Genomic DNA, 23,138 nt, shown 5'->3' with positions numbered 1-23,138 from the left:
AATGTCCCATTATGAAGAAACAACAGAAATAAAATTGCCAGATCACTGGATTAAAAAAGAATGCGATGTCAAAAATTCTCTGTTTTTACAGCAAACACTTTCTATTCCAAAATTTATAGCAGAAATCTTATCTGCTAAAGGGATTAATCCAGAACAATTTGAGTCATTTATACATCCAAAATTAAGATATTTAATGTCTGACCCTGAACATTTGCTTGATATAAAAAAAGCAGTGGAGCATATTATTATTGCAATAAAAAATGAGGAAAAAATAGTTGTTTATGGAGATTATGATGTTGATGGAGCTACTTCTTCGGCTCTAATAAAGAACTATATGAGAGATCTGAAATATGATGTTGATATCTATATCCCTGATAGAATAGAAGAAGGGTATGGCTTAAATGTTAACGCTTTGAAAAAATTATCAGAAAAATATAAATTATGCATAGTTGTTGATAGTGGTACTGTAGCTCATGAGCAGGTTACTTATGCTAATTCTATTGGCCTTGATATAATAATAATTGATCATCATATTAGCCAAGATATTTTGCCTGATGCTCTTGCCATTGTGAATCCAAATAGAAAAGATCAAGTATCTGATTGCAAGCATTTAGCAGCTGTTGGAGTTACTTTCCTTGTTTTGGTAATACTCAATAAATTTATTAAAAATGACGAATATTTTCAGAATATTGAAATACCACATCTGATAAAATATTTGGATATTGTCGCTTTAGGCACTGTTTGTGATATGGTTCCTTTAATCGGCTTAAACAGAGCTTTTGTGATACAAGGTTTGAAAATTCTAAGAGATCGTCCTAATTTTGGTCTAGAGGTGTTTTTAAGAGTTTTTCAAAATTCTCAACAAAAAGTTTTTTTTAATATTGATGAATATCATCTTGGATTTATTATAGGTCCTCATATTAATTCCGGTGGTAGGATAGGTGTATCAGATTTGGGAGCTAAATTATTGTCTACCAGAGATGAGAATTTGGCAGAAATGTATGTTGAAGAGCTTGTATCTTACAATAAAGAGAGACAAAACGAGGAGAAGCATGTTTTAAATTCTGCAATAGAAAAAGTCAAGAAATATAATTTAGATGAATTACGCTATATCTTGTTATATAGTGAAGATTGGCACCCAGGAGTTATTGGAATTGTAGCCGGAAGAATTAAAGATATGTATCATTTGCCCACTTTTGTTATTTCTTTTAATGGAGAAATAGGAAAAGCGAGTGCTCGTTCTATCACAGGGATAAATATAGGTAATTACATTCTGCAAGCAAAGGAATCAAAAATTATTATCGAAGGTGGAGGGCATGCAATGGCAGGCGGTTTTTCTGTTGCTAAAAATGAAATAGAAAGTTTGAAAAATTTCTTTGATTCTATATTTAATTTGAAAGAATATGATATGAGAAGAAAATTATATTATGATTCAATTATAAAGATATCTGATTTAACAATGGATAACGTTAAATTATTGAAAGATATATCTCCATTTGGAATGGGCAATAGTGAACCACGTTTCATTATGAAAGATTTTAATATTCTAAATATTAAAATCCTGAAAGATTTACATATTATGTTTTTTGTTGAAGATAAAAAAACTGGCTACAGAGTTAAATCCATAGCATTTAATGCCTATGATACGACAACAGGAGATAAGATAATATCAAAATTCTTTACCCATATTTTATTTAAAGTAAAGCTAGATTTATGGAGAGGAAAAGAAGTTATATCACTTAATATAATAGAAGTGTTTTAACGTATAAAGCTTTTTACTAAACTTTCTGAGACTATATTCCATCCATCAATTAAAACAAAGAATATTAATTTCAGTGGTAAAGATATTGTCATCGGGGGTAGCATCATCATTCCCATTGCTAATAATACAGATGAGACTAATAAATCTATCACTAAAAAGGGCAGAAAAATTAAAAAGCCTATTTCAAAAGCTTTCTTTAATTCACCTATTATGAATGCAGGTAATATTACTTCTAAAGGAACTTCTTCAGGAGTTTTTATCTCATCCTTACCTACATTTGCTATGCTCATAAAAGTTGCTAAATCACTTTGACGAACATTTTTAATCATAAATGCATGAACGGGTTTTATAGCTTTTTCTAATGCTTCTGTTTCAGAAATACTGTTTGTCATTAATGGATTTATAGAATCATCATATATTTTGCTTATAGTGGGTGTCATTATAAAAACTGTTAGAAAAAATGACAAAGCAGTAAGCACAATATTTGGCGGTGATTGCTGCAAACCTATTGCTGTTCTCAGAAGGGATAAAGAAACGATAATTCTTGTAAAAGAAGTAACCATTAAGAGGAGAGATGGAGCTACGCTAAGTAAAGTAATTAATATCACCATCTGTAATATTCCAGATGATAAATCTGATTCTTCTCCAACGTTTAAACTAAAAGAAGCTGCTGATAAATCTCTTACACAACAAAAAAGAAAGAGTACAAGCAGTGAAAAAAATATTAATATCAAAAAATTTGATCTACGAAAGATACTAGGTATCTCCATTGCCTATCTTATCAATTAGAAAAGCGTGATTTTCTGCTAATAATATTAAATATTCATGTCTATGATATTCAATAATTGCCACTTTTTGCTTTCTAGTAACATAAATGCTTCTCTTGATCTTCAACGCATTATCCTGGCTGTTTGCTGATTTAATTAAATTTTTCTTTACAAAAACAAACCATACCAAAAAAGGAATGATTATAATCAACAGTATAACTAAAAAAGATAGAACAAACTGCAGATTTAAAAAATCTGACATTACAAAAGCAGCAATTAATCTAAAATAATATTAACTGAAGTATGACAAAAAGTTTAAAATATTATTAAGTTTTATTTTATTTATCAGATTCAAACATCCAACTTTTGCTTTCTAGAGTTTGTTGTAGCTCTTCTATTTTTTTCAAATTCTTTTCTAAAATTCCATACAGATTTCTTAATTCTTCAATATCAGAATCAACTTTTGCAAATTCGTTTACTTTATTTACCAAAGATAATATATTTTGCAGCCCACTTTCTATTTTCTGGGGATCAAAATCTACATTTTCTCGTATATTTTTGATCATTATTTCTGCCGCATCAATTTCTCTCGACATTTCTCCAACAACATTTCTTACGTTCATATAAACCTCTTATAAAAATTTATTTCTAAAGTGATAACATAAATTCATGTTCATAATATTTAACTTAGTTAATATTCCACATTTTTCTTATGCCTTGCATTACAAATTTTTGCAAACTTTCTATCTCATCAATCGTATTTTTCAATTCATTAGATACATTTTTTATCTCAACAGATCTATTATCATCAGCAGCGATTTTACTTATTTGCGCAATTATAGCAAACAGATTATCCCCTTCTTTTCTCAAAGGAGACATATCAATTTTTCCTGTACTTGCATTAGATTCAAATCCCTCGCGTATCTTCATAACAGTAGAAGATAATTCGCTTGATAGAGCGTTTATACTTTGATCTTTCATAAAATTATTTATCTATAATATTAGGTAAGGTAAAATATCTAGACTTATCAGAAGAAGTAAACTTTCCCTCTTTATGCTTTCTAACATCTGATAAGAGCTCTATTTCATCTAATAATTTAGTATCTACAGCCTTATTATAGCTTTCTTGTATTAATAAATTATTTCTTTCTTTGATTTTTTCATAATGTTGATCGATTTTATCTAACCAAGAATCAAAAACAAAATTTACAGATTTTATATAGTTTTTCATTTCATGATTTTTTATTGTCAATTTTGCCAAAGACGATAATTTCTTTATGTAATTTTCATCCATAATGTTAAATTCTAAGCAAAAAAATAACGGTAACATATTTATAGAATTATTGCTTGTTAAAATAGTGTATTAATAGTGTATTATTATACAGTTATTTTTCTTATTTTATTTAAAAATTTATTATTGAAATGAATGATATTTATTAAAAATTGTTTATCTGGATTTAATTAACTTTTTTTCAAGATGTAAAAATAATTTTAGTTGTTTATTTATTGATATCATTTTCATAATTTATTAAATTAATAAAATATTTTATTGTAATTGTTACAATAATGACTATTGTATGCTGTATCTTTAGCATCTTTTTTTACACGATTTAATTTAGTTAAGTTATTATTTGCCTTTTTATATTTTTTGAGAAGGCTTTATTTGAGATTGAAATCTTGAACTATAAGTATATTTTTAATATTTAGAATTTGCGATATGTTGGATAGAACGAAATTTAATTCTGAAGTATTTCTTGAGTCATTATTGGAAAAATTGAAATACAAAAGACCCAAGGAAGATCATGATAATCTTACAACATTTATCATTGATTTATACCATAATATGAGAGTTAAATTTTCTTCAGATTTTTTTCTTTTGAATTCTTCACCTGAAAATATTGAAGCGTTAATTTGCTTTTTTGATGATATGTTTTCTTTTATCAATTCTTATAAAGGAAAAGATTTAAAAGATCTCATCACTAATTTCAATTATGAATTGAATATAGAAAATAGTTTTTACGGAACAAGAAAAAAATATTCACTAATTGCAATTTTAAATGAAGATAGTCCATTTATTGTTGATTCATTAACCAACTGTATTGTCGAAGAAGGAGGCATAATACATCAAAGAGCAAATCTTGTACTAGGTATTCAAAGAGATAATAATGAAGATATTATTAAGATAAACAAAGCGACTGAATGTTCACATAAAAATGAAAATAATTATGAATCTTTAGTTCTATTTATTACTAATCATGTTAAAGAAGATAAACAAAGTAATTTACGGTCGTTGTTTAAGGATATGGTGCATGATATACAACATATCGTAAATGATTGGAAACCGATGCTTGAATGTATGGATGAAATTAAAGATAATTTATCCAAAAATTCTCAATCAGAAAATGACTGCGAAGTTAAAGAAGTTATAGAATTTTGTACATGGCTTAGACATAATAGTTTTGTTTTTTTTGGCATATCTAGATATAAGAAGAATTCAATTGAAAAACCAGACCTTTCATTAGGATTGTCAAAGGCTAAAAATTTTGATTCTGACTGCACTAGATTGAAAGAAATAGATTCTTTATGCAATATTTCTAGATCAACAATCAGTAATATAATACATCGCTGCGTTAATCTCGATTTGATAAGATTTGAAACACCAGTGGGCAATGATTCTTCTGATAGATATGTTTATTTTGTTTTTGGGTTATTTTCAAGAGTTATTGATTTCCAAGATCTAACAGTTACACCAATTGTGCGTGAAAAAGTTAAAAATATAATAGAAAAAGCTTCTTTTTCTAAAAATGGTCATACCAGCAAATCTATAATAGATACACTTCGCAGTATGCCTAGAAATGAACTTCTAACTACTACTGAAGAAGAGTTGCAGTCTATCGCTATAGGTTTATTATCAATTTCGGGAGATGTACATTTTAAATTGTTCATTTTTGATGCTGGAGCGGGAAAATATGTAAAGATATTACTCTATATTTCTAATAAGAATTTTACTATGCCTATGGTATCGGCAGTACAAAATGCTGTAAATGAGGTTTTTGATGGAGATGTACAAGAAAGAGATATTTTATTCAAAGATGATAATTTCATCAGAATGAAGCTTGGAATAGAAGTCGAGGTATTTCCAACAGAAGAACAAAAAATGATCTTGGAAGAAAAATTAAATACTATCATAGAAGATTGGGGAGAAAGCCTGCTTAATAAAATAACAGATTTTTATGGATATGAGGACGGCTATAGCCTATATAAACAATATGGATCCATATTTTCTGCTAGATATCAAAAAACTTTTAATGCAGATAGTGCTGTACGCGATATAAAAGCAATTGATGGCCTTGTTAAAGAAAATAAATTGCGATCTGCTGATTTATATGATGTTGGGCATTCTCAATATAATATCAAAATATATTCTATGCAAGAAGATATGCTGTCTCTTTCTTATTTGATCCCTGTCATAGAAAATATGGGATTTAAAGCAATAGATAATACTACTTTTAAATTATCAATAGATAAAGATCGAGTAGTATGGATACAGCATTTTGTTGTTACTATAGAAGGAGTTTCAATGCTGCAATTGTCACAAATTAGGCCAAAAGCAGAAGAAATAATTCGTATGGTTCTTTCTAAAGATATAGAAAATGATTATTACAATAGTCTTACAATAACAGCGGGATTAAATTGGCGTGAAATAATGCTGATGCGAGTTATTGGAAGCTATTTGAAGCAAATAAAATTCTCTTATTCTGTTGAATATATCCAGAAATCTTTTGTGAAAAATCCTGAAGCTGTAAATTTCCTTATTGAGTTATTTAATGCTAAATTTAAACCGTCTAAAGAATTTGAAGATATTGTTAATACTGAAAGGGAAGATAATATAAAATTACTAAATAGACGTGTTAATAAAATTATAGATTCAATAACAAATGTTGTTGATGATAAGATATTTAGGGCTTTTTTAGAAGTTATAGGATGTATTATCCGTACTAATTTCTTTTTGAATAAGGATTATATTTCTTTTAAAATTGATTCTCAAAAATCTACTCTTATTCCTTCGCCAAAGCCATTTGTAGAGATATATGTCTATTCTAAGCAATTTGAAGGAATACACTTAAGAGGCGGTAAAGTAGCAAGAGGGGGTCTTCGTTGGTCAGATAGAACTGAAGATTTCCGTACAGAAGTGATGGGTTTATGGAGAGCCCAAATGCCTAAAAATGTAACTATAGTTCCTGTTGGATCTAAAGGAGGATTTGTTGTCAAAGGCATCAGTAATGAATCAAAAGATTTTTTTGATTTTGGTGTATTATGCTATAAAAAATTCCTTAGTGGAATGCTTGATATAACAGATAATGTAATTGATGGTAAAATTATAAAACCGCAAAATGTTTTATGCTATGATGATGATGATACATACCTTGTAGTTGCAGCTGATAAAGGAACTGCTACCTTTTCTAATTATGCAAATGAAATATCTCAGAAATATAATTTTTGGCTAGGAGATGCTTTTGCTTCAGGTGGTTCTAGCGGATATGATCATAAAAAAATGGGAATCACTACCCGAGGTGCATGGAATTCTGTAGTGTTCCATTTTTGGTTTATGTCTAAAAATATCTCAAAAGAATACTTTACCGTTGTGGGAATAGGTGATCTTGCTGGGGATGTTTTTGGAAACGCTATGATTATTTCAGATAAGATAAAACTAATTGCTGCATTTAATCATATGCATATTTTTGTTGACCCTAATCCTGACCCTGTTAGCTCTTTTATAGAACGTAAAAGAATATTTAATTTACCACGTTCTCAATGGGATGATTATAATCAAGAGCTTATTTCTAAAGGAGGAGGGATATTTTCTAGATCTTCAAAAAATATCTCCGTGACAAGTGAAATGAAGGAGGTTTTCGATATAACAGAAGATTTAGTTACTCCTAATGCTTTAATAAGATACATATTAAAATCTCAGGTTGATCTAATATGGAATGGGGGCATTGGTACTTTTGTGAAGTCTTCGAGCGAAGTGAATGAAATGATCGGAGATAAAAATAATGATGCAATTAGGGTAAATGGAATTGATATAAGAGCAAAAGTAATTGGAGAAGGAGGTAATCTTGGTTGTACTCAATTAGGAAGAATAGAATATGCTAACAATGGTGGTCTGATTAATACTGATTTTATTGATAATAGTTGTGGAGTGTGCTGTTCTGATTATGAAGTGAATATTAAAATAGCTTTTGCAGAATTATTAACAAAGGGCAAATTAACCTTAGAAGAAAGAAATGTAATTTTATCTGAAATGGAAGATGAAGTTGCTCGTAAGATTCTAACTATCATCAGTAAACCGCAGGCCTTAATATTGATTAGAGAAAATATGAATCGCTCTTCATTAGAGCAATATCAAGGCATACTAAAGAAATTAGAAACAATCAGTACATTTAATAGAAGTGCTGAATATCTTCCAGATAATAAAGAAATGACACGCATGATAGCTGAAGGAAGACACTTTTCTGTGCCTAGACTTGCAGTGTTAATGGCTTATACCAAAATGTTTTTGTATGAAAAATTGTTAAATTCACAATTAATACAAAACGATTATATGCTTAGATATTTGAACACTTACTTTCCTAGTAGGATGAGAAATGATTTTGCGAAAGAAATAGAGAATCATCAATTGAGAAAAGAAATAATTGCAACTTTTATTATTAATTTTATGGTTAATAGAGTTGGAATAACTTTTATAAATAATATTGTTGAAGACTATGGCGTAACGGAGGAAATGGTTTTTAGCATATTGATTGTTTTATCCGAATCTTATGGTATTACTGGAATGTGGGTCAAGAAAGTGGAACCACTTATAAATTCGATGCCTAAAGATATTTATTATGAAATAGAATGCGAAACAATGGATTTTGCAACAAATACAGTCACATATTTTTTAAATAATTATGGACATTCTTTTGATATTGAATCTGTTATCACGGAATTATCTCCAAAAATTGATGAATTAAGAGATAAATTAGAAATCACTCTTGATGATCATTCTTTAAATATTTATAAAAATATGTACAATCGCTTTGTGCAAATGGGAATCGACGATGCTGTAGCAAAGCAAATTGCTAGCTTTAAATTTATGGATTCTGCTTTGCCTATTATACAAATTGTTCAGGATCTTTCTAATGTTTCTTTTGCAAATTCAAGTAAAATGATCTTTATTAGTAAATTATATTATCATATAGGTGATATAATGAAATTTAATCATCTAAGGAAGATTTTATTATCTGAAGATAAAACCAATAGTTACTGGCATAGAGTGGCAACTCGCTTACTGAAGAATGATATATATGAAATACAAAAATGTGTTACGCTGGATATTATCCATAGCATAGATGATGATAAAATAGACTTTAAAGATGCTACTTTGTATTTTGAAAAATGGAAAGAGAAGAAAGGAAATTTTATAACAGATTATGAAGATTTCATTAATAAGTTAATAGTAGAAAAATTTAGCATAAATAAATTTGTAGTTATTATCAAAAGATTAGAGTACATGTTAAAAAAATAACATATTTTTGTTTGTTATTTCTGATATTTTTGAGGCTTTATTTTTTATATGAAAAATATGTGATATAATCATGTCTTTTAAACTTATTTTATGTTGGGAATTGGCTGGACAGAATTACTTGTAATAGCTGTTGTTTTTTTGATATTTATAGATCCAAAGAGCGCTCCTGCTCTTATTGGTGGCGTTAAATCTTTTTGCCGTAGATTTTGGATTTTAAGAAAAGAAATGTTAAGTTTTTTAGATGAGAATGCATCGCATGATAAAGCTAAGCCGCCTTATAAAAGAAAAGGATTGGATGGAAAATATTATGAATCCTACATTTATGATGATGAAGAAATATGCTCTCAAAATGATAATAATATAAAAAAAATCATAACAAATGGCAATGATGGTGAAATCAATGTTGTAAAAGAAGAATCTATTGATAGCGACATTCTAAAATAAAATATATTTCAAGCTTTTTTGTTTTTTAGTAACCTTTGTTTGTTAAGATAATGATTTATATATTCGATAAGTTGTTTGACTGCCAAGATATTAGTTGTTGATGATAATCTTAAAAATTTAAAATTTTTAAGATCTTCACTGGAAAGTAAATATTATAAAGTTTTTGTTGTAGATAACGGACAAGAAGCTTTAAGTTTATGTGTAAAAGAAGAAGTTGATCTTATATTACTTGATATTATGATGCCAAAAATTGATGGCTTTGAAGTATGTAAGATTTTAAAATCCAGTTATTCTACTTTTCATATCCCTATAATGTTTGTAACTGCTTTGGATAGTCTTGAAGATAGGTTGTATGGATTAAGTATAGGTGCTGATGATTTTTTGGTTAAACCGATAAGATTAACTCAATTATTCAGAAGAATATCTTTAACGTTAAAATTGAAAATGGCATATGATGATATTCGTGCTAGTATGAATAGCACAGTTTTTATCGAACATTTTCGTGATAAAATATTATTTTCTACTTTTAAAAGTATCTATAAAGCTAAAATATTGGTGATATTTTCAGTATATGAAACATCTGTTATTTTACAAAAAAATATACAAAATCATTATGGTGAAGTTATTCTAGTGCACTATAAAGATGATAATTTACATAAGTTTTTCTACCAAGAAGATATCGATCTGATTTTTATTAATATGAGCTTTGATCACCAATTATTTGATCTATGTGCTAATCTTAGATCAAATAAAACTCTTAGAAAAATTCCAATATTAATTCAAATTGATGATTCACAATTATTTTTTAAATTTCCGAAAGAAATATTGATTAACGATTATATAACTTATCCCTATATTTATAGGGAAATAATTGCTCGATTTAATATACATATCAGATTAAAAAAATATAACGATATGTTGAAAAATAATGTAAACAGAAGTATTCAAAATAATTATATTGATACTCTTACTGGTTCTCATAATAGAGAATACTTAAATTTTTTTATGAATAATAAATTTATAAAAAATAATAACATAAAACCCGGTTATACTGCTTTTGCAGCTGTTGATATAGATTTTTTTAAAAATATCAACGATTTATATGGGCATTTGATAGGGGATTGCGTTCTAAAAATAGTTGTAGCTAGAATAAAGTCTGTGCTACGGTACTATGATATAATTGCTCGTATAGGTGGTGAGGAATTTATTATCATTCTTAATGATTTAGATACGAATGATAGTAGAAAAAATTTTCAAGGTTATTTGCAACGCTTTTTGAAGGTAATTTCTGATAAACCTATAGTAATAAAAGATGTATCAATAACAGTTACAGTTAGTATTGGAGCAAAACTTTTTTCCAATGATACAATAAATAATATAGAAGATGTATTGCAAGCAGTAGATAAGTTGTTATATGAAGCAAAATCCGCAGGAAGAAATAGATTTATAGTGTAAGTTTAATATTGAAATTTTATTGAATAATTGTTACTATAATCTAGTGCTGTTTTTCTCATGCGGTGGTAGCTCAGTTGGTAGAGCGCAACCTTGCCAAGGTTGAGGTCGAGGGATCGAACCCCTTCCGCCGCTCCATTGTTTGGGTTTTTTTTATATGGTTATTAAGGAAGGTTATGATTGCCTGTTTTCCGATTCTATAGCTGATGTAGTCAAAGAAAATAGATATAGGGAATTTATTAATTTGGAGAGAATGGTAGGGAGATTTCCTGTGGCATTCAATAAAAATAACAATTCAGAGGTTGTTGTTTGGTGTAGCAATGACTATTTAGGAATGGTTGATAATCCAGTTGTTATAGAATCCATGAAAAATGCTCTAGATTCTTTCGGATCAGGTTCTGGAGGAACTCGTAATATATCGGGTAATCACTCTTCTATCGTTAGATTAGAATCTCTGCTGGCTGACTTGCATAAGACAGAAGCTGCTTTGGTTTTTACATCTGGTTATATTGCCAATTTAGCGGCTATTTCATCTGTTATAGATAGATTGTCTGATCCAATCGTATTATCTGATGAATGCAATCACGCTTCCATCATCAGAGGAATAAAATCTTCTAAAAATGTGTCAAAATTACATGTATATAGAAATAATGATATGCTTCATTTAGAAGAAATATTAAAAAATTATCCCAAAGATCGCCATAAAATTATAATTTGTGAATCTGTATATTCAATGTCTGGAGCTATATGCCCACTTGAAAAAATTTGTGATCTTTCTGAAACCTATAATGCAATTTTATATGTAGATGAAGTACATTCTGTTGGTCTTTATGGTGATAAAGGTGCTGGCATAATATCTCAAAAAGGTCTGTGTGATCGTATCGATATATTACAAGCTAATTTAGGTAAAAGTTTTGGATTATTAGGTGGATATATTGCCTCTTCTTCGACTGTTGTGGATTATATACGTAGTTTTGCTTCGGAGTTTATATTTACAACTTCTATCCCTCCTGTTATTGCTGAAGGTGCTATATCCAGCATAAAGTATGTGATGTCTAGTTCTATGGAAAGAGAATGCGTTATGTCCAATGTACAAGATCTTAAAAATATCCTGAAATATAATTGCATAAAATTTTTGCGTAATAATAGTCATATGATTATTTTACCTATAGGGGATCCTATAATTTGTAAAAGAATTCATTCTATACTTCTTAATAAATATAATATATATGTTCAATGTATCAATTATCCAACAGTTAAAAAGGGAGGAGAGTTGCTGCGTATTACTCCAGGACCAAAGCATACTGAAAAAATGATGAGGGATTTAGTAGAAGCTTTGAGAATGGCTTTTATGGAATCAGGTTTTTCTTCTTGTATATCTAGTAATGATAAATATTTTGTCTAGAATCTTAAAAAAAATTAAAAATCATAAATTGAAATTTTTTATTGCATTTTCGGTGGTTTTTATTGCTTTATTTATCCTTTTTTTTCCTAGATATATTTTATCAAGGCACTTTTTAGATAGATTGAATAAAATCAGTTATCAATCTTATTTTAATGCAGAAGAAATAATATCTTTTAATCAGATTGCTGATTCTGATGATGGTTATGTTGTTCATTTCTTTGCTTCTTGGTGTAATTTTTGTCAAGATGATCATTTTTTACTTCTTAATTATAAAGATGAAATTGATATATATGGATTTGCTTTGAAAGAGAATAAAAAAGTGTTAGATCATTATTTAAATACCAATGGTAATCCTTATAAAGATATATTAATAGATAAAAATGGGGATCTGATAAAGAATTTTTTAGCTGTTTTTTTTGTACCTAAAACTTATGTTATTGGAAAAGATAATAAGATTGTAGAATGTTATAATGGTTCTATAAAAGAGGATAGTTTTAGAAAAAATATACAAACAATAAAAGAAAGCTGAAGAGCATTATTCATTTCATAATTTAAAGTAGTTTATGAACGTAGAATATTACAAAAATGGGTGATACTATGAAAGATAAACATAAGGCAAATAGCGCTTTCTTTATCAATTTCATGTTCACGGGATAATGAAGGCCATTATATTCTTCAATTATCAGACCAACAGGTAGTAAAATAAGAAAAATAACGAAAAAAAATATTACTCCATAAAAAATAAATTCTAGCATGATCTCTTATCGATATATGATTTTTTAATCAAACACATCTTCCCATTTACCTTCTGTTGAAGAACGTGAATATTCAGTAACTCTATTTTCGAAAAAATTAGTATGTTCAACAGCATTTATAGCTTCATTAAACCACGGAAGCGGATTTTTTTTAATATCTTCATATAATGGTTGCATTCTTAATTGTTGCAATCTTCTATTTGCTATAAATTTCACGTAATCTTTTACCTCTTTAGAAGAAAGACCTTTAACATCTCCCATTTCAAAAGCCAGATCTATAAATTTATTTTCGTTTATAACAACAAATTTACAAATTTCTCTTATTTCTGCAATTAAATTTTTATTAAGCAAATCATATTCATCAACGAAAGTATTAAATAATTTTATCATGGACACAGTATGCAGAGTTTCATCTCTTATAGAGAAGCTAATAATTTGTCCCATTCCTTTCATTTTATTAAACCTTGGAAAATTTAATAAAATCACAAAAGATGCAAATAGTTGCAAGCCTTCTGTGAAAGCACCATAAACAGCCAAAGTTTTTGCTATATTTTCTAGAGAATTTACATCAAATTGTTTTAAAAAATCATGCTTATCACACATTTCTTTATATTCAAGAAAAGCACTATATTCACTTTCTGGCATTCCTACAGTATCCAAAAGGTGCGAATATGAAGCTACATGTATTGTTTCCATGTTAGCAAAAGCAGTAAGCATCATTTTTATTTCAGGATGCTTAAATAAAGATAAATATTTATCTGTATAACAGCAATGAACATCAAGATCAGATTGAGTGAAAAATCTAAAAATTTGAGTCAATAAATTTTTTTCTTCAGAAGATATATTATGTTTCCAATCTTGCACATCATCTGCCATAGGAACTTCTTCTGGCAACCAAGATATTTTTTGTTGTGTTTCCCAAGCCTCATAAGCCCAAGGATAAATCAATGGTTTATATGATTTTCTAGAATCTAACAATCTAAGTTTATTGTTTTTGTTAACTCTTTCTGAATCACTTTTTACATTTTTTATTGAATTCATATTATATTTAATCAATGTCAATTCTGTACTCTCCACACTCGTACCCATCTTAATGCCAAATACGAAAATAAACAAGATGTATCAATTTTTCGATTTATATTTTTTTGTGTTTTACTAAGGGATTATTAGTATTGAATTTATGATTGCAAAAATATATAATGTACTAGTTAATATGATGCTTTTATTAGTTAAATAAATAGCTAATACCTGTCGTTCGTATTTTTTATTTTCATTTTTTTTTAGCTCTTTATAAGAGATTTTTTGCTGCTCTGTTAATATTATTATGACCTTAGATTCTAAAGACCAACAATACAGTTTTGGTGGAACTGATTTATTAGACTTAATAGGTGACCTCTCTATTAAAAAATCTTTGGGTATAGAAGATATTTTTGGTTTTGTAGAAAAAGCTATTCTAGAAATCGCACAACCCAAGTATGGTGGAAGATTAAAGATGCATTCTCATATTGATCGCAAAACTGGAAAAATTTTCTTTATGCGTAGATATAAAATAATAGCAGATGAAGAGTGTAAGGATGTAGATTTTATTGGCTCTTTACCAATTTTGCAAGATTTACCCATAGGTTTTTCAGAAGATGCTGACAGATTTAAAGTCGATTTATCTGTTGAAAGTAACGATTGCAATGAAATAGATGAAACAAAATATGAAGCGATTATCCCTCTTTCGAAAATTCATGATTATTTTGATCAATTTGGAGAATTTAATATAGTCAAAGAATATTTACCTCCAATACAATTCACCAGAAAAGATGCAGGTTTAGTAAGGGAATTAGTTAATTTTTCTCTTGTTCATGCATTGAGAGCAAAACAATATAAAGAAAATTTATCTCGTATTGGTACTATAGTCACCGGTGTTATTATAAAAATAATACCAAATAATGGTGGAATATGTGTTGAATTAAGTGGGGCTAATGAAGCTTTTTTACCGGCTTCAGGTTATATAAAAGGTGAGATATTTAAAACTGGAGATAGAATAAAAGCATTATTAGAAAAAGTTGTGAGAAAAGATAGTGGTGCTCAATTGATTTTATCGCGTTCTAGTCCCAATCTTTTGTTACAACTTTTTAAACAAGAAGTGCCAGAGATATACGATGGAATTATTGAGATTAAGAAAGTTGCTAGGGACCCTGGATCTAGATCAAAAATAGCTGTATATTCATCAGATAAAAATATAGATTGTGTAGGAGCATGTGTAGGTATTAAGGGTAGTAGAATTCGTTTGATTAGTTCTGAATTGAATGGTGAAAAGATTGATGTAGTCAAATATTCCAGCGATTTGACAGAATTTGTTAAAAATATTTTTTCCAAGATTGAAGTTGTAAATGTATCTTATTATGAGCATGATAATAAAATAGAAGTTATAATTTCTTCTGATGATTTAAGTATGGCAATAGGTCGTAGGGGGCAGAATGTTAATCTTGCCTCTTCTTTATTAGGTTGTCCAATAGATATATTAGATGAACAAGGTGTTTCTAATAAACGTTTAGAACAATTTAGTGAAGGCACAAAACGTCTTGTAGAAGCCTTGGATATAGATGAAGTGATAGCACAGTTATTATTTGCAGAGGGTTATTTTTCTGTTGAATCTATAGCTCAGGCTAATTTATCAGATATTGCCGTTATAGAAGGTTTTGATTATAATGTTGCTCAAGTGATACAAAGTAGGGCAAAAGAATATGCTAGATATTGTCAAATTATCAATGATGAAAATTTTGATAAGCGCTTATTAGATATTAAAAGTCTGGATGAAAATATGATAGGGGTTATTTTTGATAAAGGAGTTAAATCAGTTGATGATTTAGCTGAAATGGACAGCTTTGAACTTGAAGAGATATTAAATACTAGTCAGGTTTCTTTTACCAATAGTGTTATTAGTGATATTATAATATCTGCTCGTAAAAAAATTGGTATGATAGAATAATTTCCTGAGGTTTTTTTAACAACTGTTTATGTATAAAAATAAGAAAGATTATGGTGATATAGATCGTAATATTAAATCAGAAAAAGAAAAAATAAACCTGAAGTTGCGCAAAACTAGAGAAAATCTAAAACTTAATATCTCTCCTAGCGTTGATATGAGTAAAATTCATGAAAAATTTTTACGTAATATTAAAGGTAATAAAAATGTAGCTTCCAATATTGAGAATAATGATTCTGTTAATTCAAGTGATTTAACAGATTATGAAAGAATCGTTAGACAAGATGCAGTAAGGGCTTTTGGTAATTCTTCTATTGTTGTTAATGATACTACTGATGTTGAAAAAGATAATTTTACTGATCTTCAAAAAGAGGAATTATTTGAATCTAAGAAAGGAATTGTTGAACAAAATAATACTGATTCATTAGATGAAAATTGTAAATTGAAGATTGATGATTTTTTAACTGAAAATTTGAGTAAAAAGGATTCCAATAGTAGTAGTGAAAATTTGATAGAGGAAAAAATTGTTTTTGATGATAATATTGGCGCTACAGAAGATAAATTGGATAAAGAAGATAGAAAATCTCAAAATATTGTTGATGATAAAAAAGATATTATTGAATCTGTAATTTTAAAACCGTCAGATCCAAAAAAATATGAAGATGAAGTTATTGTAAAAAAAGATACTTCTTTTGCCAAAAATCGCTTTACGAAGAAGAAAAAAATATTTGATAAACCTGTTTTTAATAAAATTGAGAGAAAAAAAAGATCTTTAAAATTACGTGATAGATCTGTTGCTTGTAATCTTCCTGATGTTTTAGACATTAATATAAGAGATTCTGATATTGGGATACCAATTAGAACTTTTTCAGCAATCTTTTCCGTCAGCATTGATTATTTAAGAAAAATTTATGCTTCATTAGAGGAAAATTTTGATGAAAATTCAACAATCTCAGAACATATGATTTCTATTATAGCTGAAGAGATAGGACAGAAAATTAATTTTATATATCCTGAATCTGAGTTAGACAAATTTTATAAGATGCGAGAAGGGACACTAAAAGATTTGAGATGTAAAGCTCCTATTGTAACTGTTATGGGACATGTGGATCATGGTAAAACAACACTTCTTGATTCTTTGAGGGATTCATCGATAGTTTTAGGTGAATCTGGAAATATAACTCAACATATTGGCGCTTATAGAGTGTTTTCAAAAAATAATGATGGTTATGTTACATTTATAGATACTCCAGGTCATCAATCTTTTACAGCAATGAGAATTAGGGGAGCTAATTTTACTGATATTGTTGTTTTGGTTGTAGCAGCGGATGATGGTGTTAAAGAACAGACAATAGAAGCTATAAATCATGCAAGATCTGCTAAAGTTCCTATTATTGTTGCTGTGAATAAAATTGATAAAGATTCATTAAATGTTGAGAGGGTATTTTCTGAATTAGCTCAAAATGATGTTATTGTTGAAAAATATGGCGGAGAAGTAATCGCGGTTGAAATATCTGCTAAAAACAAAATAAACCTTGATGTATTGTTAGAAAATATTTTCTTACAATCTGAAATGCTGAATAAAAAGGTATTTCATAAAGGGTTGGCAAAAGCAATAATTTTGGAATCTAAGGTTAAGATAGGTTTAGGGATTGTGGCTACAGTTATTATAATGGAAGGAGAGCTTAGGCTAGGTGATGCGTTTTTGGTTTCTAAAAATGATTATGGGAAAATAAAAAATATATTTGATTGTAAGGGAAAAAGAATAAAAAATGCTGTTGTTTCACAACCTGTGGAAATAAGTGGTTTTAACTCTTTACCTAATCCTGGAGATTATATCTTTTCATGTAAAAATGAAAAGCAGGCAAAAATGATAATCAATGATTGTAAGGATCTTGCTGATAATCAAACTTTTGGAAAAATGTTATCGCAAAATACTGATAAAAGAAGCGAAGAAGTTACTTTTGATGATTTATTTTCTGAAGATATCAAATCATCTAATCAAGAAATTAATCTTGTTATTAAAGCAGATACTTTAGGATCTTTGGAAGCTCTCATAGATTCTATTAATGAATTAGTAGAAAAAAATTCAGTATCTTTGACAATTATACATAAAGGTATTGGAAATATAGGAAAATCAGATATTGATTTGGCCATTGCTTCTAATTCCACTGTGATATCTTTTCGTGTAAAATCTGATAAATGCGATTACTCAAATAATGATAAAGTGAAAATTGTTACAAAAGATGTAATATATGATGTAATTGATTTTATACAAGAGTTAATTTCAGGGAATAAAGACGATAATACAGATTCTAATGAAATTATTGGAACAGCCGAAATTAGAGAAATATTTGATATTGATAAACAAGGAAAAGTTGCAGGGTCTTTTATTCGTTCTGGTTTTGTTAAAGTTGGAAATCATGTTAAAATATATCGTGATTCAGAGATTATATTCGAAAGTAAAGTCATAAATATTAGGCATTTTAAAGATTCTGTAAAAGAAATCAAGAGTGGACATGAATGTGGGATCCTTTTAGAAGGCAAACCAGAAATATCTGTTGGGGATGTTTTAGAATTTTTGTCTCTTAATAAGAATTAATGTTCTATGCGTGACAAAGAATATTCTTGTAATCGGAGAAGTAAATCTTTTAGAAAATATTTATTGCAATTTATTCCGTATGTTATTAAAAATAAGATAGGAATAGAGCTTGGAATTATTAATATTTCTGTAAGCAAAGATCTTCGTTACGTTACCATATATTTCATGAATTTAATAGAAAATGATGATGTTTTTTATGCTCAAATTATACAATTATTGAAAAAAGAAATAGCTAAATCTACAAAAATGCGATTTATTCCTAATATTGAAATAAAAAAGTATAATAAAAATTTTATGATTGCAGAACAAAATTATGATGATTTTTGTTAAAAAACATTCTCATGCATTTATATAATATAGATTTTGATAACTTTATAAAAGATAAATGTTCTATAAAGGAGGATTATGAATTAAAGGGTCCTTTTTCTGATGCTTCTGGGAGGCTGTATTTTAGAGTACTGTTATTAGATAAACCTTCTTCTTTTATTTTAGCTTATTATCCTATCTATGAACGACATAGATTTTATGATTTCATCAATATGGCTAAATTTTTGAATGAAAGATGCCAAATAAAAGCTCCAAAAATATATGTTGAAGATTATTTATCTGGTCTAATGTTAATTGAAGATTTTGGAGATTATTCTTTATTTAATCATTTAAAAATCGCAAATAATAATTTATATTTTATCTATAAAAAAGCAGTAGAGATTTTGCATAAAGTTCAGAATGCTCAACATTCTGATTATAAATTTGTCTCCTATAATGATAATGATCTCATAGAGGGCATAGTAAAGATCAGATATTATTTTTATTATAAAAATTTCACTTATAAAGATTCATATATTAGATTATTGAAGGATTTTTTTTATAATTTGCTATCAGATATGAAAATAAATCGTGATGTTTTAAGTTTGCGTGACTATCATTCACCAAATATATTTATTCTGAATTATGATCCGGAAAAAAAATTTGATACTATAGGATTAATTGATTTTCAAGATGCTGGATTATATAACAGGTTTTATGATCTTGCCTCTATTTTATATGATTCTAGAATTTGGATAAATGATAAGATAAGAAAGGATTTATTTGATTTTTATTACAATAAATGTGAATTTATTAACGACTCTTATTGTAATTCTTGGGACATATTTCAAACTTTTGCTTTATTCAGAAATTTGAATGTACTAGGAGTATTTGCCAGACAATCTATAGTTTTTGGTAACGATAAATATCTGAAATTCATACCTTTAATAGAAAAATATATAATATCAATTATGTCTTCTTATTCTAATAAAGGAGAGTTTCAAAAAATATTAAAAAATTGTCGATTAACAACTCTGGTATAAAAAAGTATAGCAAAATGAAGCTTGTCTAGATATTTAAATTTAAAATCAAAGAGAGTAAACTAGTTGATTTATTTTTATCAGTATCTTCTCTTATTAATTTTGACAATGAAGCGAAATTATCTATAACATATTGAATTTTTCGTGTAATATTTTTAATATCAGTATTATCTTGCATTATGATATCTACATATTCTTTAGATCCTTTGATTGATTTTGCATTAACTAATTGATGATTATCAACAGCATAAGGATATGGAATATATAAGACTATTTTCCCCATTTTTGTTATTTCAGTTACTGTTTGTGCTCCGGATCTGCATATCACTAAATGTACTTTAGTTCTTATTAGACAATTTAAGTCATTAAAAAATTCTCTTATATCATATTCTATATTTTTTTCATCATAAATAGATTTAATAAGACTTATATTTTCTTTTTTACATTGTTGTATTATCTTTACGTTATTTTTATCAGCTAATTTCAATATGGCAGAAGGGATAGTCTTATCTATGAAGTCTGATCCTTGGCTTCCCCCAAAGATACAAATAGTAAATTTGTCCTCTAAGTTTAAAATAGGATCAAAAAAAACATTTTTTTCCACTATATTTTCTGTATGGATATATTTATCTGTAATAATACGATTTCCTTTACTATCAGTGACAATAGGAAAACCTGTAGATAATATAATATTTTTTCTACAATCCATAAATAATTTTATTGCTTTTCCTATTACGGCATTTGATTCATGCAATATCATATTTTTATTTAGAATTGCTGCAATTAACATCGGAGGAACAGAAACATAACTTCCAAAGCTTACAATCAAATCAGGTTTTATTTTAAAAAAAATGCAGAATGATTGAATAACAGAAATTATAGCAGAGAAGAAAAAGATAAATCTACCAGAAGATTTAGGTTTAATACTTGTAATATGAAGATTTTCAATACCAGCAAGCTTCTCTTTATATTTCAAAGATCTCTTATCGGAAATAAGATAAGTATCTAAAGAGTTGTTGAGACAGTTTTTATATAAAGTTATAGCAGGGAACAGATGTCCACCCGTTCCACCTGCTATTATAATAATTCTCTTTTTTTTTTTCTTCATTATCTAATTAAACTTTAATGTTTATTGTATCCAACAAAAGAGATGTCAAATCATTAGCAAATTCGCTCGGTGATGATATTTCTTCGCCTTCAACAATGCAAGATTGACAAAAAAGCATCTTAATGATGGAATTTAATTTTGAATTATGTTCCATTTTAATCAAATTTTTTATCAAAGGATGATCAGGATTAATTTCCAGAGTCTTTTTTGTCTTAGAATGAAGTTGTTTCTGCTCAATCATAAAGCGTTCCATTCTTATATCCATTGCTCCTTCTTGTACTGATAAGCAAATTGGGCTTGTAGTCAATTTTTTTGATATTATAACATCCTTAACATCATCTTTTAGAATTGATTTCATATAATCAATAAGTTGGGTAATTTCACTGTTATCAACATTATCATCTTTTTCATCACAATCCTCATTTTTTTTATCATTCTTTTGTAAATCAATATTAGATCTGGTGATAGATTTTATTGCAATGTTTTTATAATTATTAATGATATTTGTCCAAAAATCATCAACTGGATCAGTGAGGACAATAACATCCATATTTCTTGATAAAAAACCTTCTGTTTGTGGGCTAACAGCAGCCTGTTCAATATTATTTGCACTCAAATAATATATAGTATTTTGAGTGTCTAGCATATCAGTTATATACTCATCTAAAGTTATCATTTTTTTATGCTTCAAACTGTAAAAGAGGCATATTGATAAAAATTTCTCGCTATCATTAATGGTTAAATGATCACATAAACCTTCTTTTAGAACAGAGCCAAAATTAATCCAAAAAGATTTTTCATAATCTTGACGATCATCTTTCATCTTTTTTGCTAATTCATTTATTATCTTTTTTGTTATTGCTTTTTTTATTGACAGAACATTTCTATCATTCTGTAAAGTTTCTCTACTGACGTTTAAAGGTATATCAGAACAATCGACTATCCCTCGAACAAATCTAAAATTCTTAGGAACCAATTCAACTGCGTCTTCAGTTATAAATACTCTATTTACATAAAGCTTTACGGAGCATTTTCTGTCAGGATGAAAAAGGTCAAAAGGCTTTATTGATGGTATATAAAGAAGATTTATAAAGTCTATTGCTCCTCCTTCATTACGATTATGTATTACTAACCAAGGGGCTCCACCAACATGGGCAACGCTATTGAAAAATTTCTGATGCTCCTCATCTGAAACATCTTTTTTATTTTTCAACCATATAGCATTAGATGAATTCAATATTTCAACTTCTCCATTTTCTTCAGATATAAATTTAATTGGAAAATTTGTATATTCTGAATATGATTCAACTATATTTCTTATTTTAAATTTATCTAAAAAATCTGTGTGTTCTTCTTTTAATTCTAATTCTATCTCAGTTCCTTTTATATTTTTTGATTCTTCCTTATTCAAAGCAATTATTTCAAATGTCCCCATACCATCAGATAACCACTTGTATGCGGTCTCTTCACCGGCTTTTTTTGTTATTACAGTTGCTTTTTTTGCAACCATGAATATTGAATAAAAACCAACACCGAATTTTCCAATCAAAGTACTCAAATCATTCTTTTGTTCTTGTTTTTTCATCATATCTATGAATTTTGATGTTCCGGATCGTGCTATAGTTCCAAGATTACTTTTCAAATCTTCTTCATTCATCCCGATTCCAGTGTCTTTGATTTTTATTATATTTTTATCTTTTACACTACTTATTGTTATTTCAAATCTATGCTCATGGTCAATTAGATCTTGATTAGTTAAAGATAATAACCTTAATTTATCGCATGCATCGGAAGCATTGGATACAAGTTCTCTTAAAAAAACTTCATTATTTTTATATATAGAATTTATAACTAATTCCAACGTTTTTCTTGCGTCAGCTTCAAAGCTATAAATATTTGGATTTTTGGTTTCTACGGTCATAAAATTATCACCTTGATTTAAAAGATAA

General features: G+C 28.0%; 18 protein-coding genes and 1 tRNA gene. 11 read left to right on the top strand and 8 right to left on the bottom strand.

Annotated features, from left to right (window positions below):
* The first annotated feature begins 1 nt into the window (after window position 1).
* On the top strand, window positions 2-1,762 hold the full coding sequence (gene recJ, locus GUI12_03300; GenBank protein ID UAT43162.1) for a single-stranded-DNA-specific exonuclease RecJ: 1,761 nt from the start codon (window positions 2-4) through the stop codon (window positions 1,760-1,762).
* Here the strand turns inward: recJ and fliP are convergent.
* The 5 genes from fliP to GUI12_03275 all read right to left on the bottom strand — a co-directional run bounded on the left by fliP (window position 1,759) and on the right by GUI12_03275 (window position 3,823).
* Entirely contained in the window at window positions 1,759-2,532 is a 774-nt protein-coding gene (gene fliP / locus GUI12_03295; GenBank protein UAT43161.1) for a flagellar type III secretion system pore protein FliP, read from the bottom strand. The two genes, recJ and fliP, sit on opposite strands and share 4 nt — an antisense overlap.
* Window positions 2,519-2,791, bottom strand: coding sequence for a hypothetical protein (locus GUI12_03290; protein ID UAT43160.1), 273 nt, complete (start codon window positions 2,789-2,791; stop codon window positions 2,519-2,521). Before GUI12_03290 ends, fliP begins: the two co-directional genes overlap by 14 nt.
* Before the next feature lie 76 nt (window positions 2,792-2,867).
* Window positions 2,868-3,152 carry a hypothetical protein gene (locus GUI12_03285; GenBank protein UAT43159.1) on the bottom strand — a complete coding sequence of 95 codons (285 nt, stop codon included), beginning with the start codon at window positions 3,150-3,152 and terminating at the stop codon, window positions 2,868-2,870.
* A gap of 64 nt (window positions 3,153-3,216) precedes the next feature.
* Window positions 3,217-3,510, bottom strand: coding sequence for a hypothetical protein (locus GUI12_03280; protein ID UAT43158.1), 294 nt, complete (start codon window positions 3,508-3,510; stop codon window positions 3,217-3,219).
* 4 nt (window positions 3,511-3,514) lie between these two features.
* Window positions 3,515-3,823, bottom strand: a complete 309-nt coding sequence (locus tag GUI12_03275) for a hypothetical protein (GenBank protein ID UAT43157.1) — start codon at window positions 3,821-3,823, stop codon at window positions 3,515-3,517.
* A 423-nt stretch (window positions 3,824-4,246) separates the two neighbouring features.
* On the opposite strand from GUI12_03275, the gene GUI12_03270 reads away from it, so the two are divergent.
* The 6 genes from GUI12_03270 to GUI12_03245 all read left to right on the top strand — a co-directional run bounded on the left by GUI12_03270 (window position 4,247) and on the right by GUI12_03245 (window position 12,930).
* Window positions 4,247-9,100 carry an NAD-glutamate dehydrogenase gene (locus GUI12_03270; protein ID UAT43156.1) on the top strand — a complete coding sequence of 1,618 codons (4,854 nt, stop codon included), beginning with the start codon at window positions 4,247-4,249 and terminating at the stop codon, window positions 9,098-9,100.
* Window positions 9,101-9,190: 90 nt separating this feature from the next.
* Entirely contained in the window at window positions 9,191-9,544 is a 354-nt protein-coding gene (locus tag GUI12_03265) for a hypothetical protein (GenBank protein UAT43155.1), read from the top strand.
* Between the two features lie 75 nt (window positions 9,545-9,619).
* Complete coding sequence (locus GUI12_03260; protein ID UAT43154.1) at window positions 9,620-10,999, top strand: diguanylate cyclase; 1,380 nt, start codon at window positions 9,620-9,622, stop codon at window positions 10,997-10,999.
* Window positions 11,000-11,058: 59 nt separating this feature from the next.
* Window positions 11,059-11,134 (top strand) — tRNA-Gly (locus GUI12_03255).
* 19 nt (window positions 11,135-11,153) lie between these two features.
* Window positions 11,154-12,401, top strand: a complete 1,248-nt coding sequence (hemA, locus tag GUI12_03250; GenBank protein UAT43153.1) for a 5-aminolevulinate synthase — start codon at window positions 11,154-11,156, stop codon at window positions 12,399-12,401.
* A complete protein-coding gene (locus GUI12_03245) occupies window positions 12,394-12,930 on the top strand; it encodes a redoxin domain-containing protein (GenBank protein ID UAT43152.1) in 537 nt (178 codons plus the stop codon). Before hemA ends, GUI12_03245 begins: the two co-directional genes overlap by 8 nt.
* Window positions 12,931-13,180: 250 nt before the next feature.
* Here the strand turns inward: GUI12_03245 and GUI12_03240 are convergent, their stop codons facing one another.
* The gene (locus GUI12_03240) at window positions 13,181-14,197 is read right to left on the bottom strand and encodes a ribonucleotide-diphosphate reductase subunit beta (protein ID UAT43446.1); all 1,017 of its coding nucleotides are present in this window, start codon (window positions 14,195-14,197) and stop codon (window positions 13,181-13,183) included.
* A gap of 283 nt (window positions 14,198-14,480) precedes the next feature.
* Between GUI12_03240 and nusA the strand changes: the two genes are divergently transcribed.
* The 4 genes from nusA to GUI12_03220 are packed head-to-tail and all read left to right on the top strand — an operon-like array spanning window position 14,481 to window position 20,084.
* On the top strand, window positions 14,481-16,136 hold the full coding sequence (nusA, locus tag GUI12_03235) for a transcription termination factor NusA (protein ID UAT43151.1): 1,656 nt from the start codon (window positions 14,481-14,483) through the stop codon (window positions 16,134-16,136).
* Between the two features lie 28 nt (window positions 16,137-16,164).
* Window positions 16,165-18,735: a translation initiation factor IF-2 gene (infB, locus tag GUI12_03230; GenBank protein ID UAT43150.1), complete on the top strand. Its 2,571-nt coding sequence runs from the start codon at window positions 16,165-16,167 to the stop codon at window positions 18,733-18,735.
* Window positions 18,736-18,741: 6 nt separating this feature from the next.
* The gene (locus GUI12_03225; protein UAT43149.1) at window positions 18,742-19,065 is read left to right on the top strand and encodes a hypothetical protein; all 324 of its coding nucleotides are present in this window, start codon (window positions 18,742-18,744) and stop codon (window positions 19,063-19,065) included.
* Window positions 19,066-19,076: 11 nt separating this feature from the next.
* Entirely contained in the window at window positions 19,077-20,084 is a 1,008-nt protein-coding gene (locus tag GUI12_03220; protein ID UAT43148.1) for a phosphotransferase, read from the top strand.
* A 25-nt stretch (window positions 20,085-20,109) separates the two neighbouring features.
* Here GUI12_03220 and GUI12_03215 read toward each other — a convergent pair whose 3' ends face one another.
* Window positions 20,110-21,189, bottom strand: coding sequence for a UDP-N-acetylglucosamine--N-acetylmuramyl-(pentapeptide) pyrophosphoryl-undecaprenol N-acetylglucosamine transferase (locus GUI12_03215; protein ID UAT43147.1), 1,080 nt, complete (start codon window positions 21,187-21,189; stop codon window positions 20,110-20,112).
* A 7-nt stretch (window positions 21,190-21,196) separates the two neighbouring features.
* Entirely contained in the window at window positions 21,197-23,110 is a 1,914-nt protein-coding gene (gene htpG / locus GUI12_03210) for a molecular chaperone HtpG (protein ID UAT43146.1), read from the bottom strand.
* Between the last annotated feature and the right edge of the window lie 28 nt (window positions 23,111-23,138).

The organism is Anaplasmataceae bacterium AB001_6, from assembly GCA_020002265.1.
Lineage (GTDB): Bacteria > Pseudomonadota > Alphaproteobacteria > Rickettsiales > Anaplasmataceae > AB001-6.
The sequence above is the reverse complement of the archived record's forward strand: the minus strand, read 5'-3'. Positions and strand labels throughout refer to the sequence as shown.

Excerpts from the sequence above, each read along its gene's own strand:
- hemA (UAT43153.1), top strand. The coding sequence starts at position 11,154 with ATGGTTATTAAGGAAGGTTATGATTGCCTGTTTTCCGATTCTATAGCT.
- GUI12_03275 (UAT43157.1), bottom strand. The coding sequence starts at position 3,823 with ATGGATGAAAATTACATAAAGAAATTATCGTCTTTGGCAAAATTGACA.
- recJ (UAT43162.1), top strand. The coding sequence starts at position 2 with ATGTCCCATTATGAAGAAACAACAGAAATAAAATTGCCAGATCACTGG.
- infB (UAT43150.1), top strand. The coding sequence starts at position 16,165 with ATGTATAAAAATAAGAAAGATTATGGTGATATAGATCGTAATATTAAA.
- fliP (UAT43161.1), bottom strand. The coding sequence starts at position 2,532 with ATGGAGATACCTAGTATCTTTCGTAGATCAAATTTTTTGATATTAATA.
- GUI12_03215 (UAT43147.1), bottom strand. The coding sequence starts at position 21,189 with ATGAAGAAAAAAAAAAAGAGAATTATTATAATAGCAGGTGGAACGGGT.
- GUI12_03225 (UAT43149.1), top strand. The coding sequence starts at position 18,742 with ATGCGTGACAAAGAATATTCTTGTAATCGGAGAAGTAAATCTTTTAGA.
- GUI12_03285 (UAT43159.1), bottom strand. The coding sequence starts at position 3,152 with ATGAACGTAAGAAATGTTGTTGGAGAAATGTCGAGAGAAATTGATGCG.
- GUI12_03280 (UAT43158.1), bottom strand. The coding sequence starts at position 3,510 with ATGAAAGATCAAAGTATAAACGCTCTATCAAGCGAATTATCTTCTACT.
- GUI12_03290 (UAT43160.1), bottom strand. The coding sequence starts at position 2,791 with ATGTCAGATTTTTTAAATCTGCAGTTTGTTCTATCTTTTTTAGTTATA.
- GUI12_03265 (UAT43155.1), top strand. The coding sequence starts at position 9,191 with ATGTTGGGAATTGGCTGGACAGAATTACTTGTAATAGCTGTTGTTTTT.
- htpG (UAT43146.1), bottom strand. The coding sequence starts at position 23,110 with ATGACCGTAGAAACCAAAAATCCAAATATTTATAGCTTTGAAGCTGAC.
- GUI12_03240 (UAT43446.1), bottom strand. The coding sequence starts at position 14,197 with ATGAATTCAATAAAAAATGTAAAAAGTGATTCAGAAAGAGTTAACAAA.
- GUI12_03270 (UAT43156.1), top strand. The coding sequence starts at position 4,247 with ATGTTGGATAGAACGAAATTTAATTCTGAAGTATTTCTTGAGTCATTA.
- nusA (UAT43151.1), top strand. The coding sequence starts at position 14,481 with ATGACCTTAGATTCTAAAGACCAACAATACAGTTTTGGTGGAACTGAT.
- GUI12_03220 (UAT43148.1), top strand. The coding sequence starts at position 19,077 with ATGCATTTATATAATATAGATTTTGATAACTTTATAAAAGATAAATGT.